Below are 25,759 nucleotides of genomic sequence, written 5' to 3' on the forward strand. Positions count from 1 at the left end.
GTCATGACAACGGAACGTCGTCGCACCAAAGCCCTCGTCATCGGCGCCGGGATCGGCGGTCTGACGTGCGCGATCGCGCTGAGGCGCGTCGGCATCGACGTGGAGGTGTACGAACGCGCCACCGAACTGCGAAGCGTCGGCTCCGGTCTGTCGGTCATGAGCAACGCGGTCAGCGCCCTGGCCGGCTTCGGCATCGACCTGGGCCTGGACAAGCGCGGCCAGGCCGTGGAGTCGTTCCGGTACATGGACCGACGCGGCCGGCGGATCAGAGACCTGCCGTTCAAGGAAGCCTGCGACCGGGCGGGCGCGCCCAGCTATTGCATCAGCCGCGCCGACCTCCAGGAGGCTCTGCTGGCGCAGGCCGGAGACTGCCCCGTCCACCTGGGGGCGACCGCCGTCGGCTTCGAAACCGTGGGCGCGACGGTCACCGCCCGTTTCACCGGCGGCCGCTCGGCGAGCGGGGACATCCTGATCGGCGCCGACGGCTTCCACTCGGTCGTACGGCGCCACCTCGTCGGCCCCGAGCCGGCACGGGACAGCGGCTACCTCTTCCGGCTGGGCATCGTCCCCTTCCCGCACCCATGTCTCACCACGGGCGCCGTGCGCCACTACTGGGGCAGGGGACAGCGCTTCGGCCTCATCGACATCGGTCGCGGCCGCTGCTACTGGTGGGCCGCGATGAGCACCCCCGACGACGCGCCCGGGGCGGGCCACGTCAAGGACGCCCTCAGGCGGGCCTACGAGGGGTGGGCCGACGAGGTGCGGGCGGTGATCGAGGCCACCCCGCAGCCGGACATCCTCACCGTCCCTTCGCGTGACCGCCCTTTCCTGGAACGATGGGGCGACGGCCCGGTGACCCTGCTCGGCGACGCCGCCCACCCCATGCTGACCACGCTCGCCCAGGGAGCCGGCATGGCCATGGAGGACGCCGTCGTGCTGGCCCGGACACTGGCCGGACCGACGGCCGGCGACGACCTGGTGCAGGGCCTGCGCGCCTACGAGGAGCGGCGCCGCGACCGCACCAGGGCGATGGTGGCCGGGTCCCGCAGGATGAGCGAGCTGACCCAGGGGGCCGGCCTGCGCCGGCGCCTGTTCCGCGACGCCTACTTCCGGTTCGTCCCCCGTCGCGTCCTCCTCCGGCAGAGCGCTGAGCTCCTCACCCACCCGGACGGCCCGGCCACCGTTTCGGGCAGCGTCCGGCGCGAACTGAGCCCCTTGGAGCGCCTGTACTGGATCGCCGACCGGACCTCACCGCTCAACGTCATCGCCCGTGCCCGCGTCCACGGACACCTGCCCCCGTCACTGCACCGCCGAGCCCTGGACACCCTCCAGCTCCGGCACCCCCTGCTGCGCGTCGCGATCACCGACGACGGCACCGGGGCGCACCCCGCCTTCGTCCCGCTGGACGGGCAGCAGATCCCGCTGCGGTACGTCCATGTGCCGCCGGACGACCCCACGGCCGACAGCCGGTGGCAACGCGAGGTCAACGAGCGCGAGCTCGTGGAAGGCATGGACTGGCGCACCGGGCCGCTGCTGCGCGCGGTGGTGATCACCTCAGCGGGGCGGGACGGCGCGGAGGAGGAGAACGTTCATGACCTGCTGCTCACGGCCTCGCACATCATCGCCGACGGCAAGACGTGCCTGTCCCTGATGAGGGAGTGGATCGAACAAGCCGCGCAACTGGACCGGGGCGTGCTGCCCCAGGCCGCCCCCCGACGGGTGCTGCCCGCGACGGACGACCTGCTCCCGCGCCGCCTGCGCGGCGCGGCAGGTGCCGCGGAGTTCGGAGCCATGATGCGACGGGAGCAGCGGGCCGCCCAGCGGCGCCCCGCACAGCGGATCGTTCCCAGCCGCCGGGTTCCGTTCGGGCAGCGGCGCACCCGGATGGTGCACAGATCTCTGACCCCGGCCCAGTTGGACCTCCTGGTACGCGCAGCCAGGCGGCACGGCACCACGGTCCACGGGGCACTCGCCGCCGCGATGGTGACGGCGGTCGCCCGTGACGCGGGAGCCGCCGCGGCCACTTATTTCTCGATCGGTTCGCCGGTCGACTTCCGTGGTGATCTGGAACCGGCCGTCTCCCCCGACGAGGTCGGCACTTATGTGGCCACGGTCCCCTCCCGCGTCCGTTACGAGCCCGGCGGGCCGTTGTGGCCGATGGCCCGGGCGATCAGCCGGGACCTGGTGCGGCGCCGGAGGCGCCGGGAGCACCTGGCCACGATCAGCCTCCCGCGCTGGGCGGGACCGAAGTCGCTGGCGGACAGCGAGTCGTTCATGCGCTTCATGGACGAGGAGGGGCCGATCAACCTGTGTCTGTCCAACGTCGGCCGCTACGAGTTCCCCGACCGGGTGGGCGTGTGGCGAGTCGGCGACGCCCAGTTCCTCACCGGCGTCTCGGTGATGGGCGCCGTCGTGGCGACGGCGACCACCAGCCACGACCAACTGGCCTGGAACTTCAGCTACGTCGACGACCTGGTCCCGGCACTGCGCGCACAGCGCATTGCCGACGACGCCGTGCACACCGTGCTGTCCGCCATCGCCGAGTGACCGGTCCGCCGGCTGTTCCCTCCCCGTCGAAAGGTTCCGTGCTGATGACCGATTCCCCGATCCGGACGCCGACGCGGCGCCGTGTCCTGCCCGTCGGCGAGAGCGGCTCGCTGTGGGAGACCCGGCCCTCGTGCGGGATCTTCGAGTTCCGCGGCATGCGTCTGCGGCTCATGGTGGACGACCCCACGGAGGTCCTTTTCCCCACCGACTGCGGGCTGAGCCTGCTCAGCGCCCTCGACAGCGACGACGCTCCCGGACTGGAGGGCGTCAACGCCTTGGACCTCGGGGCCGGTTCCGGTCTCTACAGTGTGGCCCTGCTTGCGGCCGGCGCCGAGCGGGTGACCGCTTTGGACATCAACCCCGCCTCCGCCGCCCAGACCATGTCCAACGTGACGGCCAACGGTCTCGACGGCACACGGCTGACCTGCGTCACCTCGCCGCTGGAGGAGTACACACCCGAGGTGCGGTTCGATCTGGTGATCACCAATCCGCCGCACCTGCCCCACGACCCGAGCTATGCGACGGGAGACGGGCTGGAGACGGCTCTCGTCGCCCGCCGGGGCGGCCGCGCGGTGTACGACTCCGTCGTCGAGCGCATGGACTCCTTCCTCGCGCCGGGCGGCACCCTGCTCATGGCCCACTCCTCGCTCGCCGACGTGCCCCGTACCGTCGCGGAACTCACCGCGCGCGGTTACGAGTCCGAGACGCTGGCGGTTTTCGAGATGGACATCCCGCTCCTGGCGTACGCCGAGCACAAGGAGACCATGCTGGCCCTGCTCAAGGAACGGCGGGCGGCGGGCCAGGCGGATTTCGACGGGTCGCGCTTCACCGTGCACGCCCTGATGTTCCGGCGTCCTGCGGCTGCCACCGGCCGCTGACGTCGCTTCGGCCCCGCCCGCCACCCTTCACCGGACGGGCCCGCCGGGACGTCCCGGCGGGCCCGTCCGGACCCTTCAGAGCGACGCGTCCTGCTTGTCCTGCATCAGCTGCGCGATCTCCGACAGTGTGCTCGCTCCCGCCAGTTCGTCGAGGCTGATCTCGACGCCGTGGTCGCCTTCCAGGACGAAGGACAGTTCCACCACGAACAGTGAGTCCAAACCGAGGGACGTCAACCGTGCCTGAGGAGAGACCAGCTCGGGCCGCACCTCGAATCTGTCGGTCAGGATGCTCACCAAAAGGTCGTACATGCCTTTACTCCGGGCTGAGTTGGTGTGGGCGTACCGGGTGCGGCCAGATGAGAGTGGTGGCGCCCCAGGTCAGGCCGCCGCCGAAGGCCGTGAGGAGGACGCGGTGTCCGGGCTTGAGGTCCCCCGCGCGGGCGGCTTGGTCCAGCAGGATCGGAATCGAGGCGGCCGAGGTGTTGCCGACCTGCTCGATATTGGACAGGGCGCGGTCCGCGGTGACGCCCAGCCGTTCCGCCAGCACGGCCAGGATGCGTGCGTTCGCCTGATGGGCGACGATCCGGTCCACGTCCTGCGGTGTCCACCGCGCGGCGTCCAGCGCCGCGCGAGAGGCGGACGTCATGTGCTGCACGGCCCGCCGGAACACCTCCCGCCCCTCCAGGCGCAGATACCGGTCCACCGATGCCCCGCCGACCCCGGAACGCTCCTCGGATCCGCCCCCGCGGACGGTGATCAGGTCGCGTCCACCGCCATCACTGCCCAGCACGCAGGGGCCCAGGGCGCCGGGTTCCTCGCCGTGCCCCGAACGCAGGACGACAGCGCCGGCACCGTCCCCGAACAGCATGCTCGTGGGGTCGTCCGGGGCGACGTTCAGCGACAGCGTGTCCGCCCCGATCACCAGAACGCTCTCAGCCGTGCCTGCGGCGATCAGGCCCTGCGCGACCCCCAAACCGTAAAGGAAACCGGCGCACACGGCCTGGACGTCCAGCGCGGTCACTCCGACCATTCCCAGCCGCGAGGCGACGCTCGGGGCGGTGCCGGGGCACGGCCTGTCCGGCGAGGTGGTGGCGACGACGATGGCCGCGACCTCGCCGACCCCCGACCGGTCCAGCGCCTCGCGGCCGGCCGCGACCGCCAAATCCCCGCTGGCAGTGCCCGATTCCACGATGTGCCGGGCGCGGATGCCGGAACGCTGGAAAATCCATTCGGGTGATCGTCCCAGACGCTCGGCCGGCTCCTGATTGGTCACCCGACGTGGTGGCACACACGATCCGGTCCCGAGCAGGACGGCCGCCGGGACTCTTTGAACTCTCACTTTCCCCGCTCTCGACCTCGGCCTCGGCGACGGACCGGGAGCCGCGTCGGGGCAGCCGCACTCTGTTCCCGGGAAACCCCTCGGGCGAGAGCCCACATAGTCACGTACGCGCGCAATTGCCCCATAAGGAACTGTCGTATCACGCCGAACAGGCCAGCCGTCCGAACGACTCGCAGCGCCGGGCCGGGGGCTCACTCCTGAGATGTCTGACCGGGGTGTCCTGATCACACTGTGCCGACCCGCCGGCCGGGAACGGTGCGTTGCTGGTCTCGGGCTGATCGGGCGTGTCTCGATAGGGGCTTGCCGGACAGGCGTCATCACGATTCCGACCGTCCGCACGGCCCAGTGCCGGCTACGCGACAAGCCGTCGGCCTGAAAGGGAACGAGCGTGATCGGCACACCTTCCGCTTCGCGTTCTCGTCGGCGCCGGCCGGCGGGAAGGTGATCCTGGGAGCGGACACGCACCGGGATGCCCATGGGGCCGCTGTGCTCTCCCTGGTGGGGGAAGTGATCGGTACCGAGGAGTTCCCGGCCACCGCGGCTGGATACCGCGACCTGCTGGGGTGGGCCAGGGCGTCGGGTACGGTGCGGCGGGCCGGAGTGGAAGGGACCGGTTCCTTCGGGGCGGCCCTGCCCCGCCACCTGCCGACCCAGAACGTGGCCGTTTTCGATGTGAATCGGTTCGACCGGGCCGACCGCCGTCGGCGCGGCAAGTCGGACCCGCTCGATGCCGAGAACGCGGCCCGGGCGGTGCTGAGCGGGCGGGCGCGCGCCCAGGCCAAGGCGGGCGATGGGCCGGTGGAGATCGCCCGGATCTAGCAAGCCGGCCAAGGACTCGGCGGTCAAGGCCCGCACCCAGGCGATCAACCAGCTCAAGGCCGTCCTCATCCGTGCCGATCCGCAGCTGAGGAGGAACTGGCCGGGCTGGGCAACGCACAGCTCCTCCGCACCTGCGCAGGGCTCGTCGACGACAGCCCGAACCACGAGGCCGGCCAGGGGGCGGTGCTCTACGCCACCCTGTGCCTGCTGGCCCGGCGCATCAGGCAGCTCAGCGAAGAGATCCAGGACCTGGAAGGCCGCCTGACAGTGAGGATGTACGTGAGCGTTCTCCGGCGGGGTCTGACGCAACGCCTGACTGACTCAGGGTCCTCAACGGGATCTGTCGGCTCTGTCCGGGGGACGCTCGTCCGCATCCGTCAGGCCGGGGGACGTGACTTCATAAGAGCCTGGCCGGAGGCCCCATCACTGTCTTGTCCGCCCTCCCGGCCGACGGGTGCCATCCCACCCGGTCGAATGGACAGGACGGCACACCCAACGACGGCACAGCACGAGGTCGAGGTCACCGGCGGCGTCGACACCCACAAGGGCACCCACACCGCGGCCGCGATCGACTCGGCGGGCCGGGTCCTGGGCTCGGCCCAGTTCCCCGCCTTTGCGCTCGGCTACCGCAAGCTCCTGGCCTGGCTGAAGTCCTTCGGGGTCCTGCTGGTGGTCGGGGTCGAGGGCACCGGCGCCTACGGCGCGGGCCTGGCCCGCTACCTGCGTGAATGTGACGTGGCGGTGGTCGGGGTCGACCGCCCGGACCGCAAGACCCGCCGCTGGCAGGGCAAGTCCGACCTGGTCGACGCCGAGGCCGCGGCCCGGGCCGCACTCGCCGAACGCCGCACCGGAACCCCGAAGTTCCGTGACGGCCGGGTCGAGGCCCTGCGGGCCCTGCGGGGCGCCCGCCGCAGCGCGGTCCAGCAGCGGTCCGACGTCACCCGACAGATCAAGAACCTGATCGTCACCGCGCCGGAGGGGGTCCGCACCATGCTGCGGCACCTGAAGGACAAGGACCTGCTGACCATCTGCGCGGGCTTCCGCCCGAGCCTGGACCAGGCCGACGACCCGGTCACCGCGACGAAGATCGCCCTTCGCTCGCCCGCCACCACCGCGACCTGGGCCAGGAGATCGACGAACTGGACGAGCTGATGGCCCCGCTCACCCAGGAGACCAACCCGGCCCCGGCCGAGCTGAACGGCGTCGGCCCGGACGTCGCCGGCCAGTTGCTGGTCACCGCGGGCGACAATCCCGACCGGCTCCGCTCGGAAGCGGCGTTCGCCATGCCCTGCGGCGTCGCCCCGCTGCCCGCGTCATCCGGCCGCACCCACCGCCACCGGCTCAACCGGGGCGGTGACCGGGCCGCGAACGCGGCCCTCTACCGGATCGTGCTCTGCCGCCTGCACTGGGACCAGCACACCAAGCAGTACATGGAGCGGCAAACCAGGGAGGGCCTGTCGAAGAAGGAGATCATCCGCTGCCTCAAGCGGTTCGTCGCCCGCGCGATCTACCACGTCCTGACCACCACGAACGCCACCGCAGCGGCCCCGAGTCACCTCGCAACCGCTGCTTGACATCCATAAGAGCATCACGTCCGCTACACGATCACATGGGCAACCCAACAGTTCCTGCTCAATACTTCGGGCAGAACACACTTGCCGGCCTTCGCTGGAGTGCCCCCGAGGTTGCCGACGAGGTCGACCCGGACTGTGTGCCGAACCCGGCTCAGGTTGCTCGCCTACTCGCTGCGGTCAAGGCACTCCCGGTCGAGGCCCGCACCTGTACGCCTTCTTCGGCTGCATGTACTACGCCGCGATGCGCCCGGCCGAGGTCGTCCACCTGCAGAAGTCCTAGTGCCGCCTGCCTGCCACGGGATCAGGGCTTCGGCGTAGTCGTATGACGCCCGGTTCATGGCTGTCTGTCAGCTGGACGGCGCTCTCGGAACGTGACAGGCACGACTTCCAAGATCATGGAGTTCTCTACGCCCCGTGATCCGACGGGAAGACCGTGCCTGCCGACGCATCATCGCTGATCCCGCCTGCCTTTGACCGACTTTGCGAGCATCGCGAGGCCGTGCCCGAGGAGAGCCCGGGCCTGCTGGAGCGATGGGGCGAGGTGCCCGACCCGCGCGATCCGCGTGGGGTGCGGCACGCTCTGGTCGTCGTGCTCGCGCTGACCGCGTGCGCGGTGCCGGCCGGGGCGACCTCCCTGCCGGCGGCCGACGAGTGGATGGCCGACGCTCCGCCCGCTGGCCTGGAACGCCTTGGCGTACGGCCCGATCCGGCGTTCCTGAAGTGGTGCCTGCCTGCGGAAACGACGGTGCGACGGCTGCTGGGCCGCATCGACGGCGACGCGTTGGACCGGGCGGTGGGCCGCCGGCCGGCTGACCGGCGTTCCGGCACCGAGGGCCGGCTGCGCGGACTGGCGGTTGACGGCAGGAGCCTGCGCGGAGCGGCCAGGGACGGAGGGCCGGAAGATCCACCTGCTCGCCGCCTGCGACCACGTCCGCGGCCTGGTGACGGCCCAGCCCGACGCCGGCGGGAAGACCAACGAGATCACCTGCTTCCAGCCGCTGCTGGATACCGTCGCCGACCTGGCGGGCGTGGTCGTGACCAGCGACGCGATGCACACCCGGCGCGAGCACGCCGGCTACCTGCCCGGCCGGGGCACGCACTACATCGTGATCGTGAAGGGTAGTCAGAAGAAGCTCAGCAAGCAGCTCAAGTCCCTTCCGTGGAAGCAGATTCCGCTGCAGTCACGCACCCGCGACGCCGGGCACGGCCGGGGCGGGATCCGCCGGATCAAGGTGTGCACGGTGAACAACTTGCTCTTTCCCGGGGCCCGTCAGACCGTCCAGCTCAAGCGCCGCCGGGTGGACCGCAAGACCGGGAGGATCAGCACCACGACCGTCTACGCGGTCGCCGGCCTCACCGCCGAGCACGCCACGCCCGCCGAGCTCGCGAGCTTGATCCGTGACCACTGGAAGATCGAGGCCCTGCACCACGTCAGAGACGTGACGTTCGCCGAGGACGCTTCCCAGCTCCAAACCGGCGCCGCACCCCGCGCCATGGCCACCTGGCGCAACCTCGCCATCGGCGCTCTTCGCCTCGCAGGGAGCACCAACATCGCCGCCAGCCTGCGGCGCAACGCCCGCGACGCCAGCAAGGCCGCTCGCTCTCCTCGGACTCACATGATCACGAAACGGACGGCACATCACTTCGCCGAAGCCCTGGCCACGGGATGGGGGCTGCTGAACCTGAAAGGCGGCGTTGTGACGGCCGGCAAGGAGGGGACCGACGACGGTGCCGTCCACGAGATCCACTCCCTGAAGCGGCGCGCGGCCAAGGCCACACGACCCGTTCCGATCCCTCCCGTCCTGGTCCGCATGCCGCGCGAGCACATGGAGCGCTTCGGCGTGGCACCGGACGGGCGCCTGTTTCGCAACGCGGCCGGGAACTGCAGCGACACCTCGGCGTACGGCATCACGTGGCGCCGGGCGCGCGAGGCGGCGCTCACTGTGGACGAGCACGCCCTGGAACCGGCGAGGCGGCCGTACGACCTGCGCCATGCCGGCATCTCCTTCTGGCCGGCCTCCAGGGTCGACCCGGCCGAGTGCGCGCGCAGGGCAGGGCGGAGCATCGAGGTTCTCTTCCGCTGCTACGCCAAGTTCCTCGCCGAAACCCGTCATCACGCCAACCGCCTCATCGAGGACTCCATGCGGCGGTGGGACGAGCACGAGGCGCCGCCACGGGCGCGTTGGCCGGGACTCGGCCCGGAAATGCCCCGGAACGGCTGGTCAGAGGTGGGATACAGGTGGAATGGATAGGGAGTAGGGCCGCATTTCGACTCGCGGTCCAGGCGGCACCCGAAAAGGGCACCTGCCGGGCGTTGGCCCTGGTCAGGCGCCCTTTTCCCGGTGTCTAGAAGAAGCCGAGCTTCTTCGGCGAGTACGACACCAGGAGGTTCTTGGTCTGCTGGTAGTGGTCCAGCATCATCCGGTGGGTCTCGCGGCCGATGCCGGACTGCTTGTAGCCGCCGAACGCGGCATGCGCCGGGTAGGCGTGGTAGCAGTTGGTCCAGACGCGGCCCGCCTGGATGGTGCGCCCGGCGCGGTAGGCGGTGTTGATGTCGCGGGTCCACACGCCGGCGCCGAGGCCGTACAGCGTGTCGTTGGCGATCTTCATGGCGTCGTCGAAGTCGTCGAAGGACGTCACCGACACCACCGGGCCGAAGATCTCCTCCTGGAAGATCCGCATGCGGTTGTCGCCTTCGAAGATGGTCGGCTGGACGTAGTAGCCGCCCTTCAACTCGCCGTCGTACTCGATGCGTTCGCCACCGGTGAGGACCTTGGCGCCCTCCTGGCGGCCGATGTCGAGGTAGGAGAGGATCTTCTCCAGCTGGTCGTTGGAGGCCTGGGCGCCGATCATCGTGTCCGTGTCGAGGGGGTGACCGGTCTTGATCTGCTCGGTGCGGGCGACGGCGGCCTGGAGGAAATCGGTGTAGTGACCGCGCTGGATCAGTGCGCGGGACGGGCAGGTGCACACCTCGCCCTGGTTGAGGGCGAACAAGGTGAAGCCCTCCAGCGCCTTGTCGAGGAAGTCGTCCCGGTGCGCCGACACGTCGTCGAAGAAGATGTTCGGCGACTTGCCGCCCAGTTCGAGGGTGACGGGCTTGATGTTCTCGGAGGCGTACTGCATGATCAGCCGCCCTGTCGTGGTCTCACCCGTGAACGCCACCTTCGCCACCCGCGGGCTGGACGCGAGCGGCTTGCCGGCCTCCACACCGAAGCCGTTGACGATGTTGAGCACACCCGGCGGCAGCAGGTCGGCCACCAGGCTCAGCCAGTAGTGGATCGAGGCCGGGGTCTGCTCGGCGGGCTTGAGCACCACGGCGTTGCCCGCGGCGAGGGCCGGCGCCAGCTTCCACGCGGCCATCAGGATCGGGAAGTTCCACGGGATGATCTGCGCGACGACGCCGAGCGGCTCGTGGAAGTGGTAGGCGACCGTGTCGTCGTCGATCTCGCCGAGCGAGCCCTCCTGGGCGCGGATGGCGCCGGCGAAGTAGCGGAAGTGGTCGATGGCCAGCGGGATGTCGGCCGCCAGCGTCTCCCGGATCGGCTTGCCGTTCTCCCAGGTCTCGGCGACCGCGAGGGACTCCAGGTGCTCCTCCATGCGGTCGGCGATCTTCAGCAGGATGCCGGCGCGCTCGGCCACCGACGTCCGCCCCCAGCCGGGCGCGGCCGCGTGCGCCGCGTCGAGCGCCCGCTCCACGTCCTCCGCGGTGCCGCGCGCGACCTCCGTGAACGGCTGACCGTTCACCGGTGAGGGGTTCTCGAAGTACTGCCCGCGGGCCGGGGGCACGTACTCGCCTCCGATGAAGTGGTCGTAGCGCGCCTGGTAGGAGACGATCGCGCCCTCGGTGCCGGGCGCCGCGTAACGGGTCATCCTGATGTGCCTCCCTGAACAGCGCTGCCCGCCGTTGGGCAGCTCTTTCGCCGGCAGGCTAGGAAAGCGGAGGTTGCAACGACGTTGCGGTGGCCGGGTGAGACCTCCGCCCGGCACCGAGGGAGCGTCGGTCAGCGTGCCGGCGGGCGCGCCCAGTCGGCCGGTGCCGCCAGTTCCGCCTCCAGGGCGGCCAGGCGTGCGCGGACCGGCGGCGTCGGGCGGAGCGCGGCGAGCGCGCGCCAGACCTCGAGGTCGTCCGTGCCCCACGGGGCGTGCGCCCAGTCGGCCAGCAGGTCGGGATCGCGGCGGGCGATGAGCGCGGTGCGCAGTCCGTCGGCGAGACGGCGCCGCAGCCGCACCACCGCCGGGGCCTGGGAGGCGGGCAGCACAGGACCCGCGTACGCCGACGCCGCCGCCGTGACCGCCCCGGTCTCCAGCCGGCGCTCGACGACGGCGACGTCCGACTCGACGGGAACGGTCAGCCGGTAGGGGCGCGAGGCGAGCAGGCCGGGGCCCAGGACCCGGCGCAGCCGGGCGAGTTCGGCGCGCAGCGTCACCGGCGTCACCGACTCGTCCTCGTACAGCGCGCACAGCAGCTCGTCACCGGTCAGCCCCTCCGGGTGGCGGGAGAGCAGCACCAGAATCTCGCTGTGCCGCCGGCTGAGCCGGATCCGGCGGTCGCCGGTCACCAGGTGCGCCTCGTCCCGGCCGAGGGCCGTCAGCCGCAGCGTGCCGGTGGCGGGGCGCGGCGGTGCGAGCAGCGCCAGGTGGGATTCGGCGGCCCGCGCCACGGCCTGCACGAAGCCGAGGCTGTGCGGGTGCGCGAGCCCGTCCCCGCCCGTGATGTCCACGGCGCCGAGCACCTGCCCGGTGTGCGGATCGTGCACGGGAGCCGCCGCACAGGTCCAGGGCTGCACCCGGCGGACGAAGTGCTCGGCCGCGAACACCTGCACCGGCCGGTCCACGGCGACCGCGGTGCCGGGTGCGTTCGTGCCGACCGCCGACTCCGCCCAGCGCGCGCCGGGCACGAAGTTCATCCGGTCCGCCCGCCGCCGCGTCGCCGGGTGCCCCTCGACCCACAGCAGCCTGCCGTACGCGTCGCACACCGCGAACAGGTGCTCACCGTCGGCCGCGAAGGTCCCCATCAGCTCCCGCACGAGCGGCATGACCCGTGCCAGCGGGTGCTCCGCCCGATAGGTGCCGAGGTCACCGTCCGCCAGCTCCACGCGCGCGGTGCCGTCGGGACCCACGCCTGCCTGGGCCGACCTCCGCCATGAGTCGGCCACCACCTTGCGCACCGGTCGCGGCACGGTGCCCGCGGAGACGAACGTCTCGTGCGCACGGCGCAGGATCCTGACCCGCTCGACGGGATCGGTCCCCGGCTCCAGGGCCACCAATGGATCGGTCACCTCGGCCTCCCGGTCGACAATGGGGTGGGGGACATCGTCACTCCGGGTGCGTGCCTGGACAACCTCTCCGACGTCGCTCGCCCGAACGAGTGCGTGCAGGATGCGCCGGCGGTCACCGGGGAACGGGGACGGGGCTCGCCCGAGGCATCAAGAGAAGTTGACGAGCCTTATGTACCGTACCCAGTCCCAGTCGGGCCCGGGGTCCGTGTGATCCGTGCCCGGCACCTCGTAGTGGCCGATGATGTGCGCCCGGTCCTTCGGGATGCCGTACTTGGCGCAGACCGCGGCGGTGAGCCGGGCCGACTGCTCGTACAGCGCGTTCGTGAAGCAGGCGGGCTGGTCGACCCATCCCTCGTGCTCGATGCCGATGCTGCGTGTGTTGTAGTCCCAGTTCCCCGCGTGCCAGGCGATGTCCGCCTCGCGCACGCACTGCGCCACGTGCCCGTCGGCGGACCGGACGAGATAGTGCGCGGACACCTTCTTCTGCGGGTCCTGGAAGATCGCGAGGGTGTCGGCGTACGTCTCCTGCGTGACGTGGATGATCACATGGTCGATCGGGTAGCCCGTGGGCCGGTTGGACGCCGTGTAGTTGGAGGTGCTCGCCGGCTGCCATTCCACCGGCGGGTAGCCGGCGGTCTGCGCCTGCCGGGGGCGGGCGTCGGCCTGCGTCCGCCGGGGGCGGGCGTCGGTCGGTCCGCCGGGCAGTAAGACGCCGGGAACGGCGGTGAGAGTAGCGCTCTTCAGCAGGCCGCGTCTGGTGGGGAAGAGGCGTGACCGGTTCATGGGCGGGCCGCCTTTCGGTGGTGGGGGAGGGGAGGTGGGGTGGTGCCGCTCGGGTCGGGCCGACACCGGGGCGTGGCCGGTGTCCCGGTGTCCCGGTGCTCCGGTGCGGCCGGCGGGGTGGGGGTGGAGTGCGGCCGGCGAGAAGCGGGGCCGGGCGGGGCCGGCCGGGTCAGCGCCGGAGCACGGCCGCCGTCTCGCGCAGCCGCGCGTGCGTGCCGCGGTATGTCTCGCGGGCCGGCAGCCACTGCTTGCGGAGCTTGGCCACGCACGTGTAGTTCGTGTCGCACACGTTGGCCAAAGGGGATTCCACGGCCTGGGTTGCGAACTGGTAGGCGTCCAACTCGGTGAATCCGAAGTCGCGCACCAGCCACTGGACCAGGTCGAGCTGGGATATCCGGAACGCGTCCTCCAGCGGGCGCGCCGAGCCGGTGGACATGATGTGCGTGTCGGACTCCAGCCGGGGCCAGGGGGTGGCCACGTCCTTGAGGAGCTCGACGATCACCACGGTGTGCATCGCGCACTCGACGGCGACCCCGCACGTCTCGCCCTCGCCCTGCCGGGCGTGCCCGTCACCGAGGCTGAACAGCGCGCCCTCGACGTTCACCCCCAGGTAGCAGGTGACACCGGCCCGCATCTCGGGGGTGTCCATATTGCCTCCGTGGGCGTCGGGCACGAGCGCCGAGCGCACCTCCAGGTTGGCGGGGGCGACCCCCACCGTGCCGTGCATGGGGTCGAGGGGCAGCTCCACTTCGATGTCGCCCTCGCGGGCCCGGAACAGTGCGGTGCGCCGCTCCCGGTCCAGCTGCCAGATCCACACGGTCTCCGGCAGCGGAGGCTGCAGCGTGGCCGTGGTGTGCGTGGAGGTGAGCGCCCCGAACAGGGGCACGGTGGTGGAGGCCGCCCAGTCCCGCGCGGGTTCGATCGACACGAAGTGCACGGCGAGCGTGTCACCCGGCTCCGCGCCCTCGACGTGGAACGGGCCCGTCTGCGGGTTGAGGTACGGGAACTCGCACACCTGCGACACCAGATCCTTCTCCGACCTCACCCGCCCGGCGAAGCAGTCCTCGGTGTACAGGTCGACAACCGTGCCCGGCCGGACGCGGGCGACGGGCGGTGCGCCGCCGAAGGTCCAGGCGTACTGGCCCGGTTCGGGCCGCACCGTCAGAATCCGGGGGTCACTCATCGCTGCACGGCTCCGTTCTGCCGAAGGCCGGTGGGGGCGGGATCGTCGAGGTGGACGCGGGCGGTCTCGGCCACGCGCCCGGGGTGGCGGCGTATCAGCACGAGCAGGACCACGATCCCGGCCGCCAGCCAGACGCCGACGACGGCTCCGGCGTACGACACCGGGGCGGTCAGCCGGGTGACGAACGAGAAGACGGGCAGTCCGGCCGCCGTCAGCAGCGCCGGTACGAACGCCGCCGTGCCGAGCAGCGGGAACAGCAGGTGCCGCACCGGCCTGAGCATCGGCCGGCCACGGCGCAGGAAGTAGCCCGCGCAGGCGGCGTTGACCACGATGTAGACCCCGATCACCACCGTGACGATCACCGTGGCCAGCAGCAGGAACGCCGTCACCGGGTCGTAGGCGAAGCCGAGCCCCAGCACCGCCCCGACCGCGACGGCCGTCTGCGCGGCGATCCCGGCGACGGGGGAGCGGTGGCGCGGGTGCAGCGTGGCGAGGACGCGGGGCAGGACCCGGATGCGGGCCAGGGCGAAGGCCGTACGAGTGGAGACGTTCGCGCACGCGTTGGCGTTGGCGATGGTCGAGTTGACCACGGCCAGGAACACGAGCAGCCAGAACAGACCGAAGGAGGCTCGTGCCACGCCCTCCCAGGACGCCGCCCCGGAGGCACCGAAGGCCGCGAAACGGTTCGGGCCGAGGTAGACGGTCATGGCGTAGGTCGTCACCACGTAGAACAGGCCGATCGCCAGGGCCGCGCCGAGCACCGCGCGGTGCATCGTGCGGCGTGGGTCGCGGGTCTCCTCGGCGAGCGGCGCCGCGGCCTCGAAGCCGGCGAAGGCGAGCACGGTGTAGACCGACCCGGCGAAGACTCCTCCGGCGCCGGGGTGGTCCGCGGGCGTATGGGACGTGCCGAACACCGTCACGGTGTTGTGCCCGCCGGCCCTGATGATCAGCCAGACGGCGAACACCAGCAGGACGAGAACCTCGAAGACGCCGAGGACCGTGCCGAACCGGGCCGAGGCCCGCACCCCGAGGTACCCGCTGACCGCGATGACCGCGCCACCCGCGAGCGACCAGGGCCACCACAGGTCCGCCGGGTACGACGCCCACTCCTCGTGCAGCGTGCCCGCCGTGGTGAACCCGAGCTGGAGCAGCAGCAGGGGTGGCACGAGCGCCTCCACGAACACGTACCCCCAGCCCACGAGGAACCCGATGGCCGGGTGCAGGCCCTGCGCCGCGTACGTGGCGACCGAGCCCGCGGTGGGCAGCTCCCGCGCCAGCTCGGCCACGCAGGACGCGGTGAACAGGCAGGCCACCAGCGCGACCAGCACCGACAGCGGAAGGCTGCCGCCCGCCAGGGCCGCTCCGGACGGAATGGACGCGGCGACCGCGGCGGCCGGCGCCATGGCCGTGACGCTCTGGAACAGCACCTCACACAGCCCGATCGCGTCCCGCCGCAGCTCGTCGACCGCAACCGTCTCCCCCGGCATCGGCCGCCACCCCCCTTCGCCTCATGGATCCGCGACACCTACGGCCACGGCCGGGGCCACGGCGGATGTGCGTCGCGTGATTCACGGTACGGCGCTTGTGGAGCGGGCAGAAGGGTGCCGCGTGCGATGGTGGACGACGGCGGATCTGTGGAGAACTCGCTCACTCGATCGAGTGAACTTGGTTCGTGGCAAGGCCTGCTGACTTCCCCTCAGGCATGTTCGGTGACTGCCGAGGGATCGCCCTCAGGCGCGTTCGGCGACTGCCGCGGGATCGTCGAGAACGGCACGCACCACCGAGTGCGCGGCACCCAGCAGCGGGCCCTTCGGCCCCAGCCGTGAGACGGCCACCGGGCAGGCCGGTCCCGCCGTGCGCCGCGCCAGCTCGGCCTCCAGAGACGGCAGCAGCCAGGGCGCCACACCGGCGAGCGCACCGCCGAGCACCACCAACTGCGGATCGAGCAGGTTCACTGCTCCGGTCAGCGCCACGCCGAGCGCCCGGCCGGCGTCGCGCAGCGCCCGCCGTACCCGCTCGTCGCCCTCGGCCGCGCGCTCCGCGAGCAGCCCGACCCGGTCCTCGCCCTGCTCCACGCCGGCCGCCCGCAGCACGGCCTCCTCGCCGGCGTACTGCTCCAGGCAGCCGCGCCCGCCGCACGCGCAGGCCGGTCCGTCCGGTTCGACCGGCACGTGCCCCAGCTCACCCGCGAAGCCGCGCGTTCCGCGCAGCAGCCGTCCGTCCACCACGACCGCCGCGCCGATGCCGATCTCCGCCGAGACGTGCAGGAAGTCCCGCGGCGTACCGTCCCCGAGCCACAACTCCGCCAGGCCGCCGAAGTTGGCCTCGTTGTCGACCGTCAACGGCAGGTCGCCGGGCAGCAGGGCCCCGAGGTCGGTGTCGTGCCAGCCGAGGTTGGGCGCGCGGACCACCGTACGGCCGTCGCGGGCGATGAGGCCGGGCACGGCGACCGCGAGCCCCGCGGGCCACAGCTCCTGCTGTTCGGCGTCGGCGACGACCTGCCGCACCAGGGCGGCGAGCTCCTCGGCGACCGGCTTCGGGGACCGGCCGCGGTTGGCCACGTGCCGCACCGCCCGAGCCCGCACCCGGCCGCGCAGGTCCATGGCGCACACCGCGAGGTGGTCGACGCCGACCTCGGCACCGACACCGGCCGGGCCACGGCCGCTGACGGCGAGCGCGGAACCGGGCCGGCCCACCCTGCCGGGCCGCTCCGGCCCCAGCTCCTCCAGCAGACCGAAGCGGATCAGCTCGTCGACGAGTGTCGACACCGCCGCGCGGGTCAGCCCGATGCGGGAGGCGACCGCGGCCCGCGAGAGCGGGCCCTCGGCGCTGACGGTGTGCAGGACGCGGCCCAGGTTGCGGCGGCGCATGCCCTGCTGGGTGTCGGGCAGGGCCCGGCCCGGACCCGCCGGGTGGACCTCGTGCAGCGGTGCGGTCATGCCTCCGTCCGTCCTGGTCTAGGGCTCCGTCCCGTCTCCCGCCCGGCGGGGCCGTGGGGGCTGGCGCGCAGATCTGCGGCGCTGCGGGCCGCAGCCCTCCCGAACCGGCCTGGCGGGAGGCGGGACCCGGTTCTAGATACCCCGCTCGAGCAGCGGGGCCGCATCGGAGAGTACCCCGGCGATCCGGGCCAGCGTCGCCCGGTCCCGCTCCACGGGCTCCAGCACCGGGCCGCGTGCGGTGTCCCAGCGCCGGGCGACCGCGGCCGCGTCCTCCCCGGTGAGCACGCCCGCCGCCTGCGCCGCCGCCCCCAGCGCGACCAGCTCCCTGGCCTCGGGCACCTGCACCGGGCGGCCGGACAGCCGACGTACCGTCTCCTGCCAGGCCCGGCCGCGCGCGCCGCCGCCGATCAGCAGCAGCGGCACGGTGCGGTCCGCGTCCTCGTCGAGCACTTTCTCCAAGGCGTCGAGCAGGGCGTGCACGGCGCCGTCGTAGGCGGCCTGCAGAATCTGGCCGGGGGTCGTGTCGTGCCGCAGACCGGTCAGCAGACCCGACGCGTGCGGCAGGTCGGGGGTGCGTTCGCCGTCCAGGTACGGCAGCAGCGTCACGGTCGTGCCCGGCTCGACGGCCTCCCGGTCCAGGCCGAGCAGGGCCGCGACACGGTCGACGGCCAGGGTGCAGTTCAGGGTGCAGGCCAGCGGCAGCCAGTCCCCACGCGCGTCGGCGAATCCGGCGACCGTACCGGTCGGGTCGGTGGGACGGCGCTGCGAGACGGTGTACACCGTGCCCGACGTGCCCAGGCTGAGCACCGGAGTGCCCGGGCGCAGGCCGAGACCGAGCGCGGCGGCGGCGTTGTCTCCGGTGCCCGGCGCGACCAGGGTGCCCTTGGAGAAGGGCAGGTCGTGGCTGTCGCGCACGGTGCCCACGACCTCACCGGGGCGGGCCACCCGGGGCAGCAGCGCCGGGTCGAGTCCCACGTGGGTGAGGATCTCGTCGTCGTACGCCTCCGTCGCCGACGCCCACCAGCCGGTACCGGACGCGTCGCCGCGGTCGGTCGTGCCCTGCCCGGTGAGACGCTCGGTGAGGTAGTCGTGGGGCAGGCGCACGGCCTTCGTCGCCCGTGCCGCGTCCGGTTCCCGCTCGGCCAGCCAGGCCCACTTCGTGACCGTGAAGGACGCGCCCGGCACGCTGCCGGTGCGCTCCGCCCAGACCTTCGGGCCGCCCAGTTCCTCGACGAGGCGGCGGGCCTGGGGCGCGGAGCGCACGTCGTTCCACAGCAGGGCCGGGCGCACCGGCTCGCCGTGCCCGTCCAGGGTGACCAGGCCGTGCTGCTGGCCGGCGATCGAGACCGCCGCGGCCTCGCGCGCCGCGTCCCCGCACTGGCGCAGAGCCTCGCACAGAGCGTCCCACCACTGGCGCGGATCACTCTCCCGGCCCGCACCGCCGGTGACGGTGTGCGGCGCCTGCCCGCTCGCCACGACGCGGCCGGTGGCCGCGTCGACGACGAGCGCCTTGGTGGACTGGGTGGATGTGTCCACCCCGACGACGAGCGGACCCTCGGCTGCTGACATCGGGCTCTCCCCTTCTTCCCCTGCTCCGCGGCTCGCGGGGAATACATCTGGTCCCTTCCCAGGGATGCGTTCGCATACTAATTTGTAAATCGCCATGACGAAATAGTCGTCAGCGAGCTGAGCGAGCAAGGAGCCGCGGCATGAACTACCAGCCCACCCCCGAGGACAGGTTCACCTTCGGACTGTGGACCGTCGGCTGGCAGGGCAGGGACCCCTTCGGCGACGCCACGCGCCGCGCTCTCGACCCGGTCGAGACGGTGCAGCGCCTGGCGGAGCTCGGTGCCTACGGGGTGACCTTCCACGACGACGACCTGATCCCCTTCGGCTCCTCGGACACCGAGCGCGAGTCGCACATCAAGCGCTTCCGCCAGGCGCTGGACGCCACCGGCATGACCGTGCCGATGGCCACCACCAACCTCTTCACCCACCCCGTCTTCAAGGACGGCGCGTTCACCGCCAACGACCGCGACGTACGCCGCTACGCGCTGCGCAAGACGATCCGCAACATCGACCTGGCGGTGGAGCTGGGTGCCAGGACATACGTGGCCTGGGGCGGGCGCGAGGGCGCCGAGTCCGGTGCCGCCAAGGACGTGCGCGCGGCTCTGGACCGTATGAAGGAGGCCTTCGACCTCCTCGCCGAGTACGTCACCTCCCAGGGCTACGACATCCGCTTCGCCATCGAGCCCAAGCCGAACGAGCCCCGCGGTGACATCCTGCTGCCCACCGTCGGTCACGCGCTGGCCTTCATCGAGCGTCTGGAGCGTCCGGAGCTGTTCGGCGTCAACCCCGAGGTCGGCCACGAGCAGATGGCCGGCCTGAACTTCCCGCACGGCATCGCCCAGGCCCTGTGGGCGGGCAAACTCTTCCACATCGACCTCAACGGCCAGTCCGGCATCAAGTACGACCAGGACCTGCGCTTCGGCGCCGGCGACCTGCGCGCCGCGTTCTGGCTGGTCGACCTGCTGGAGAGCGCCGGCTACGAGGGGCCGCGCCACTTCGACTTCAAGCCGCCGCGGACCGAGGACCTCGACGGCGTGTGGGCGTCGGCGGCGGGCTGCATGCGCAACTACCTCATACTCAAGGAGCGCGCGGCCGCCTTCCGCGCCGACCCCGAGGTGCAGGAGGCGCTGCGCGCCGCGCGGCTGGACCAGCTGGCGCAGCCCACCGCCGAGGACGGCCTCGAGGCGCTGCTCGCGGACCGCTCGGCCTTCGAGGAGTTCGACGTGGAGGCGGCCGCCGCGCGCGGCATGGCCTTCGAGCGTCTCGACCAGCTCGCCATGGACCACCTCCTGGGCGCCCGCGGCTGAGCACGGGCGCGTGCCCGCGCCGCACGACCGGTGCGGCGGGTGCTTCCGGCGGCCCCGCGCGGGATCCGCCGGAACCGTACGCACGGTCGTCGGCACGGCGCCGTACCGGTTTCCGCGCGGGACGGGCCCCGCCCCGCCGGCCGTCGCCGGACGGTACCCCGGACGCCCGATGCCCCTAGGGGATGCGTCTCCGGGACGTCTCAGGGGCAGGAGCCGGAACCGCCGGAAGCGCGGGCCCGTTCTTCAGCCAGAGCGGCAAGGGCCGCGAAGGAGGCGACTGAGATGTCGAGGAACGCGAAAATCGCCGCGGGAGGTGTGGCGGTCGGGCTCATCCTGCTGATCTGGCTGCCCTGGTGGGCCGCGCTGCTGATCGTCCTCGGAGTGCCCACCGCCGCGTATCTCACCCTGGACCCGTCGCAGCGGCGCAGGCTCCGCCGGGTCACGCGCAAGGAGCTGGGCCGTTGACGAGCTGACGGTCCGGCCCACCGGCGGTGGGCGCCGGCCGGCGCCTCACAGCGGGCGTACGGCCAGTTTGTCCAGCGCTTCCAGCAGCCCGGGCAGCTGGGGGCCCCGACCGACCGGCAGGACCTCACCGGGCTGTTCGTCGAGCAGGACGAACGCGATGTCGTCCGTGCGGGCGACCAGCGACCAGCCCGGGCCGTCGGCGCGCAAGGTCCGCGCGTCGCCCGGCGCGAACGAGGACCGGACGCGTCCGAGCGGCGGCGGCGAGTCGATGTAAGCGCGTGCCTCGGCCAGGGCCCGCCGCAGGCCGCTGTGGCTCCCGCCCGGCTCGTCACCGGCCTCGTCGGAAACGGCGTCATCGCCGGCGTCACCGGCGGCCGGGGCCGCCGTCGGACTCGCGAAACGGGAGTCGTCGATCTGGTCGCGCCACGTCGACCACTGCAGCGCGATCTCGTCGGCGCCCAGCCGCCGCTGGGCGGGACCCCAGGTGCTGGTGTCCGGCGGGGCCAGCGGAGGACGGTCGGTGACCTCGGGAGCGGGGTCGTGCGGGGCGGGCACGCCGGGAGCCGCGACGGCCACCGCGAGGGGCCAGCCCGGCAGAGCGGTGATGACCGTGCTCTCGTCGGGGGACAGGTCGTGCTCCATGCCGCAGTCCCAGGCCGCGACGGCGACCGCGACCAGGGAGACGTCGTCGATCACGACCGTCCACCGCGCTCCGTCGCCGTCCTGGCCGAGCACCAGGCCGTAGCCCTCGGCGCGCGGCAGCAGGCCGAGCGCGGCGCACGCCTCCGGGTAGTCGTCACCCAGCACACTCGGGAACTGCGCCGGCGTCAGCAGTACCGCCGTGAGCACGTACAGCGCATCGTCCGCGGCGGCGACGGCGTCCTCGTCCGTCCCGGCCATCCCAGCCTCCCCATCGGTTGCTTCAACGGCGCGCACCCTAATGCGCACGGAAGGCGCTTGTCACCACCCTCAACCGCACCCGGAACTGCGGTTTTCCGCCGGGAGGGACGAAACCACCACCTGTCGCCCGGCGAGTCAGGCGGTCGGCAGGCCCAGCAGCGTCCGGGCCACCGTCCGCGGCGACTCGCCGCGTTCCCGCGCCAGGGCGATGACGGCCCGGCACGCGAGCTCCCGCACGCCGAACGACAGCGCCTCCGGCGACACCCAGCCCGCGGCCTCCTCGATCCGCTCCTGGTCGTCCTCCGCGCAGGCCGACACGTAGGCCGCCGCGGCCTCGAACAGGTTGGGCGTCCGTGTGCTCCGTCCGGCTCCCGGCTCCGCGCGCAGGAAGGAGACGCCTCTGGTGAACGACTTGCGAAGCCTTCCGAACATCCGGATCACCCTCCTGCCGGGTTCCTGGTCGCCACGCGTCCACGTGCTGCCACTCACCGTAGAGTTGGAGTTCCGGCGGCAGAAGGGGGACGGTGCGGTGCGGCGGTTCGAGCGACTCCAGCGCATCCTGGGAATGGACCCGGTGGCGGACGCGGCGGAGATCTACCGCCTCACTGTCGCCTACGAGTTCCCCTGGGACTTCACCCGCTCCCTGGAACTGGCGCTGTTCCGCACCTACGCGGTACCCAGCATCGGCCGGCTCCTCGCCGAGACCGCGGAACTGACCGACCGCACGCAGAAACGCTACGACGACACGGCTCTGCTCCTCGACGCGGTCGTCGAGCACGGCTTCGCGTCCGAGCAGGGCCGCACGGCGATCCGCCGCATCAACCAGATGCACCGCAGCTACGACATCACCAACGACGACATGCGCTACGTTCTGTGCACGTTCGTCGTGATGCCGAAGCGCTGGATCGACGCCTACGGTTGGCGACGGCTGTCCCGCCACGAGGTCGTCGCCTCCACCGTCCACTACCGGACGCTCGGCCGGCACATGGGCATCAAGGACATCCCCGAGTCGTACGAGGAGTTCGAGGCGGTCCTCGACGCCTACGAGGAGGCCCACTTCGGCTGGGACGAGCAGGCGCGCCGGGTCTCCGACGCCACGCTCGCGCTCATGACCTCCTGGTATCCGCGCCCCCTGGCCCCCCTGCTGCGCACCGCGACCGTGGCCCTGCTCGACGAGCCGCTGCAGCGGGCCTTCCGCTACGACCCGCCGGGCCCCATGACCCGTGCCCTGGTGCACCGCGCGGTACGGGCACGCGGGCGTCTGGTCCGGCTGCTGCCGCCGCGGCGCGCGCCCCACTTCGCCCGGCAGAACTGGGAGATCAGGAGTTACCCGAACGGCTACCGGCTGGCCGATCTGGGCACCCGCCCGGTGCCCGGCGTCCGAGGCTGCCCCGTGCGCTCCACGGACGCGCCGGCAGCTCGCCCTGCCGAGTGAGCCTGGTGCGTCGGCGGCGTTCCGCGGTCGGCTGACCTTCGCCCGAGCCCTGGCGCGGCGACCGTCAGGACGCCCCGCCCGAAAGGGACGCCCGGCTCCCTGGTACGCGACGGCCGACCAGCGGTGTGGAAGAAGCCGGCGAGTGTCTCGAGGAAGGGAGCCGGCGCCGCGGAGCGGCCACCCGGGCGGCCGGGGCCGCCGGACACTTGAGAGTCACCAGACACCTGAGGTGTGCCAGACACCTGAGAAAGGCCGACGCCGTGAACCGGTGGTTCTCGTCGGTGATGCCGTGCTCGGCCGGTTGGGCGGGCGGCCGACGCAGCGCGGTGGGATCACTCCTCGCGCACCGCCAGCACCAGAAAACGGTCGTCCTCGTCGACGTACGACGTCATGCGCCATCCGGAACCCGCAAGGAGCGGACGGAGATTGGGTTTTGCGCGCAGGTCGTCCGAGGTGATCCGACGCCCTTGGCGGGCCGCGAGGGCCGCGCGGCCGACGGGGTGGAACAGCGCCAGTCGGCCACCGGGGCGTACCACGCGCGCCAGCTCCCGCAGGTTCTCGTCCGGATGGGGCAGGTGGGCGACGAGGCCCGCCGCGAACACGGCGTCGAGGGACCGGGACCGCAGCGGCAGTGCGGTGACGTCGGCGAGCAGCAGCAGCCCTTCACGGTGCCGTCCGGCCCGCACGGCGGCCTGCAGCATGGCCGGCGTGAGGTCGACGCCGACGACCACTCCCGAACGTCCCACGGCCGCGCGCAGCGGAGCCAGCGCCCGCCCCGTGCCGCATCCCGCGTCGAGCACCCGGTCGCCCTCCCGCAGACCCATCTCCCCGACGGCGGCCGCGTAGGAGGGCGCATCGTCGGGGAAGCGGCTGTCCCAGTCGGCCGCGCGGGCGGTGAAGAACTCTCGGACACGTGTGTGGTCGTCGCTCATGTTTAGCATGATCCCCCGCTCCTGCGGACCGCACTCTCGCTGGGAGGAGTGATGGGCGTACCGGCGAAGTGACGCCGTCACCGGCACGGGTGAAACCGGCACGCGCACGTTCGGGTGGCAGGCGGTCGTTCCGGCACATCTCGATGCCGTGGCCCGGCAGGTTCCGAAGCGTGCCCCTCCCGCGTGCGTCCCCGCCGGGGACGGCGTCCTCGATCCATGGGGCGCTTGGACCACGCCACCCTGACCCGCCCGTACCGCCCGCCTGGCCTCCGGGCGACCGGATCCCGCGTGAACGGATTCCGCGCGAAGTGGCCGAGGAACCAAGGGCGTTGCGGTGCGGCGGTCGACGATGCGGCGCGGTCGGCGCAAGCATCCGGGCCGACACGGCACCGCGTTGCGTCGTCCACCGGGCACGCGCGACCACTGATCGATCAGAGCGGGCAATACCGGTCACGGCGCCCGGTGGACAGCCCGCCGTTGCCATCATGCTGACTCCGGAGAAGCCACGGGCAGGTCCCGTCCGCACACCCCGATCCGTCCGCATACCCCGACCCGGCCGCGCGCCGCGGCACGGCCGTCCGTTCCCGAAGCCGGCCGCTGTCCCCGGACCGGACCGTTGCCCCGGCCCGGCCGTTCCTCCTGCCGCCGACCGTCCCCGACCCAACCGTCCCCGACCCAACCGTTCCCGACCAGGCCGTTCCCGACCCAACCGTTGCGGCACTTTCGAGAGAAGGGATCCATGGTCACCGAGCACACCGACGCTCAGGGCGACGAGACGGACGCCCTGGCGCTGAAGGTACTGGTCGCCGGCGGATTCGGTGTCGGCAAGACCACCCTGGTCGGTGCCGTCAGCGAGATCAAGCCGCTGCGCACCGAGGAACTGCTGAGCGAGGCCGGCCGGCTGGTGGACGACACCGACGGTGTGGACCGGAAGGTCACCACGACTGTCGCCATGGACTTCGGCCGCATCACGATCCGTTCCGGGCTCTCCCTGTACCTCTTCGGCATCCCCGGACAGGACCGCTTCTGGTTCCTCTGGGACGAGTTGGCGCAGGGCGCCCTCGGTGCCGTGGTCCTCGCGGACACCCGGCGACTGGCGGACTGCTTCCCCGCCGTCGACTACTTCGAGCACCGCCGCATCCCGTTCGTCGTCGCCGTCAACTGCTTCGCCGGAGCGCGCGCCTACGGTACGGCCGACATCGAGCGCGCCCTGGACCTCGACCACGGAACGCCCGTGGTCCTGTGCGACGCCCGCAACCGCGATTCGTGCAAGGAGGTGCTCGTCCGGCTGGTCGAGTACGCCGGGCGGATGCACGCCGCCCGGCTGCTCGACTCGGTGAGCTGAGGAACGGGCCGGAGCCCCTGCTTCAGCCGGCGACGGCCTTCTGCGCGAGCACCTTGTCGACGGCGACCCGCACCAGCAGTTCGCCCGGGACACCGTTACGGGCGCCGAACTCCTCGGCGCGGTCCTCGCCCATGTACCGGGCCGCGATCCGGGTGGCCCAGTGCCTGATCTCGTCCAGGTCCTCCGAGATGCGGGCGCGGCCCTGCAGTACCACGAAGTCGAACGGCGGCCGGTCGTCGTCCACGCACAGGGCGACCCGACCGTCGCGGGTCAGATTGCGCCCCTTCACGCTCTCCTTTCCGGTGTTGAACACCACCTCGTCTCCATCGAGCAGGAACCAGACCGGCGCCACGTGCGGGCTTCCGTCGGCGCGGACCGTGGACAGTTTTCCGGTGCGGGTGCCGTGCGAGACGAACGCCCGCCATTCCTCGTCGGTCATCTTCTGTGCCATGTCCTCATCCTGCT

General features: G+C 72.1%; 21 protein-coding genes and 2 pseudogenes. 10 read left to right on the forward strand and 13 right to left on the reverse strand.

Features of this window, described 5'->3' with window-relative positions; all coding sequences use genetic code 11:
* Positions 1-3 precede the first annotated feature (3 nt).
* Positions 4-2,547, forward strand: coding sequence for an FAD-dependent monooxygenase (locus tag IE225_RS13240; protein ID WP_190057663.1), 2,544 nt, complete (start codon positions 4-6; stop codon positions 2,545-2,547).
* 44 nt (positions 2,548-2,591) lie between these two features.
* Positions 2,592-3,425 carry a methyltransferase gene (locus IE225_RS13245; protein ID WP_190057664.1) on the forward strand — a complete coding sequence of 278 codons (834 nt, stop codon included), beginning with the start codon at positions 2,592-2,594 and terminating at the stop codon, positions 3,423-3,425.
* Between the two features lie 75 nt (positions 3,426-3,500).
* Here the strand turns inward: IE225_RS13245 and IE225_RS13250 are convergent, their stop codons facing one another.
* A complete protein-coding gene (locus tag IE225_RS13250; RefSeq protein ID WP_229879492.1) occupies positions 3,501-3,719 on the reverse strand; it encodes an acyl carrier protein in 219 nt (72 codons plus the stop codon).
* Positions 3,720-3,738: 19 nt separating this feature from the next.
* Positions 3,739-4,764, reverse strand: coding sequence for a beta-ketoacyl-ACP synthase III (locus IE225_RS13255; protein ID WP_190057666.1), 1,026 nt, complete (start codon positions 4,762-4,764; stop codon positions 3,739-3,741).
* 300 nt (positions 4,765-5,064) lie between these two features.
* Between IE225_RS13255 and IE225_RS13260 the strand changes: the two genes are divergently transcribed.
* The 4 genes and pseudogenes from IE225_RS13260 to IE225_RS33110 all read left to right on the forward strand — a co-directional run bounded on the left by IE225_RS13260 (position 5,065) and on the right by IE225_RS33110 (position 9,409).
* Positions 5,065-5,583 (forward strand): IS110 family transposase, encoded by a 519-nt coding sequence (locus IE225_RS13260; protein ID WP_190057667.1) that lies wholly within the window; start codon positions 5,065-5,067, stop codon positions 5,581-5,583.
* A gap of 474 nt (positions 5,584-6,057) precedes the next feature.
* A pseudogene (locus IE225_RS13265) lies at positions 6,058-7,157 on the forward strand (IS110 family RNA-guided transposase).
* 589 nt (positions 7,158-7,746) lie between these two features.
* Positions 7,747-7,896: pseudogene (locus IE225_RS33105) on the forward strand (ISAs1 family transposase); the annotation flags it as partial.
* A 115-nt stretch (positions 7,897-8,011) separates the two neighbouring features.
* The gene (locus tag IE225_RS33110) at positions 8,012-9,409 is read left to right on the forward strand and encodes an ISAs1 family transposase (RefSeq protein WP_229879495.1); all 1,398 of its coding nucleotides are present in this window, start codon (positions 8,012-8,014) and stop codon (positions 9,407-9,409) included.
* Between the two features lie 94 nt (positions 9,410-9,503).
* Here the strand turns inward: IE225_RS33110 and adh are convergent, their stop codons facing one another.
* From adh to xylB, 7 genes are all read right to left on the reverse strand, one after another.
* On the reverse strand, positions 9,504-11,027 hold the full coding sequence (adh, locus tag IE225_RS13280) for an aldehyde dehydrogenase (RefSeq protein ID WP_190057668.1): 1,524 nt from the start codon (positions 11,025-11,027) through the stop codon (positions 9,504-9,506).
* 131 nt (positions 11,028-11,158) lie between these two features.
* Positions 11,159-12,436: a GAF domain-containing protein gene (locus IE225_RS13285; protein ID WP_190057669.1), complete on the reverse strand. Its 1,278-nt coding sequence runs from the start codon at positions 12,434-12,436 to the stop codon at positions 11,159-11,161.
* Between the two features lie 147 nt (positions 12,437-12,583).
* Positions 12,584-13,219, reverse strand: coding sequence for an N-acetylmuramoyl-L-alanine amidase (locus IE225_RS13290; protein ID WP_190057670.1), 636 nt, complete (start codon positions 13,217-13,219; stop codon positions 12,584-12,586).
* Positions 13,220-13,388: 169 nt separating this feature from the next.
* Positions 13,389-14,402 (reverse strand): acetamidase/formamidase family protein, encoded by a 1,014-nt coding sequence (locus IE225_RS13295; protein ID WP_190057671.1) that lies wholly within the window; start codon positions 14,400-14,402, stop codon positions 13,389-13,391.
* The gene (locus IE225_RS13300) at positions 14,399-15,889 is read right to left on the reverse strand and encodes an APC family permease (protein ID WP_190057672.1); all 1,491 of its coding nucleotides are present in this window, start codon (positions 15,887-15,889) and stop codon (positions 14,399-14,401) included. Before IE225_RS13300 ends, IE225_RS13295 begins: the two co-directional genes overlap by 4 nt.
* A gap of 243 nt (positions 15,890-16,132) precedes the next feature.
* On the reverse strand, positions 16,133-17,341 hold the full coding sequence (locus tag IE225_RS13305) for an ROK family transcriptional regulator (protein ID WP_190057673.1): 1,209 nt from the start codon (positions 17,339-17,341) through the stop codon (positions 16,133-16,135).
* Between the two features lie 132 nt (positions 17,342-17,473).
* Positions 17,474-18,910 (reverse strand): xylulokinase, encoded by a 1,437-nt coding sequence (gene xylB / locus IE225_RS13310; protein WP_190057674.1) that lies wholly within the window; start codon positions 18,908-18,910, stop codon positions 17,474-17,476.
* A 140-nt stretch (positions 18,911-19,050) separates the two neighbouring features.
* On the opposite strand from xylB, the gene xylA reads away from it, so the two are divergent.
* The gene (gene xylA, locus IE225_RS13315; RefSeq protein ID WP_190057675.1) at positions 19,051-20,217 is read left to right on the forward strand and encodes a xylose isomerase; all 1,167 of its coding nucleotides are present in this window, start codon (positions 19,051-19,053) and stop codon (positions 20,215-20,217) included.
* Positions 20,218-20,499: 282 nt separating this feature from the next.
* Positions 20,500-20,682: a tail-anchor membrane protein gene (locus IE225_RS13320; protein ID WP_190057676.1), complete on the forward strand. Its 183-nt coding sequence runs from the start codon at positions 20,500-20,502 to the stop codon at positions 20,680-20,682.
* A gap of 45 nt (positions 20,683-20,727) precedes the next feature.
* Here the strand turns inward: IE225_RS13320 and IE225_RS13325 are convergent, their stop codons facing one another.
* Positions 20,728-21,582: a hypothetical protein gene (locus tag IE225_RS13325; protein WP_190057677.1), complete on the reverse strand. Its 855-nt coding sequence runs from the start codon at positions 21,580-21,582 to the stop codon at positions 20,728-20,730.
* Between the two features lie 135 nt (positions 21,583-21,717).
* Entirely contained in the window at positions 21,718-22,014 is a 297-nt protein-coding gene (locus IE225_RS13330; RefSeq protein WP_190057678.1) for a hypothetical protein, read from the reverse strand.
* Positions 22,015-22,111: 97 nt separating this feature from the next.
* On the opposite strand from IE225_RS13330, the gene IE225_RS13335 reads away from it, so the two are divergent.
* Positions 22,112-23,017: an oxygenase MpaB family protein gene (locus IE225_RS13335; protein ID WP_190057704.1), complete on the forward strand. Its 906-nt coding sequence runs from the start codon at positions 22,112-22,114 to the stop codon at positions 23,015-23,017.
* 332 nt (positions 23,018-23,349) lie between these two features.
* Here IE225_RS13335 and IE225_RS13340 read toward each other — a convergent pair whose 3' ends face one another.
* A complete protein-coding gene (locus tag IE225_RS13340; RefSeq protein ID WP_190057679.1) occupies positions 23,350-23,949 on the reverse strand; it encodes a class I SAM-dependent methyltransferase in 600 nt (199 codons plus the stop codon).
* Between the two features lie 739 nt (positions 23,950-24,688).
* Between IE225_RS13340 and IE225_RS13345 the strand changes: the two genes are divergently transcribed.
* Positions 24,689-25,294: a GTP-binding protein gene (locus tag IE225_RS13345; protein ID WP_190057680.1), complete on the forward strand. Its 606-nt coding sequence runs from the start codon at positions 24,689-24,691 to the stop codon at positions 25,292-25,294.
* Between the two features lie 22 nt (positions 25,295-25,316).
* Here IE225_RS13345 and IE225_RS13350 read toward each other — a convergent pair whose 3' ends face one another.
* Positions 25,317-25,745: a PPOX class F420-dependent oxidoreductase gene (locus tag IE225_RS13350; RefSeq protein WP_190057681.1), complete on the reverse strand. Its 429-nt coding sequence runs from the start codon at positions 25,743-25,745 to the stop codon at positions 25,317-25,319.
* Between the last annotated feature and the right edge of the window lie 14 nt (positions 25,746-25,759).

The sequence above is a fragment of the Streptomyces echinoruber genome, assembly GCF_014651135.1.
GTDB classification, from domain to species: Bacteria; Actinomycetota; Actinomycetes; order Streptomycetales; family Streptomycetaceae; genus Streptomyces; species Streptomyces echinoruber.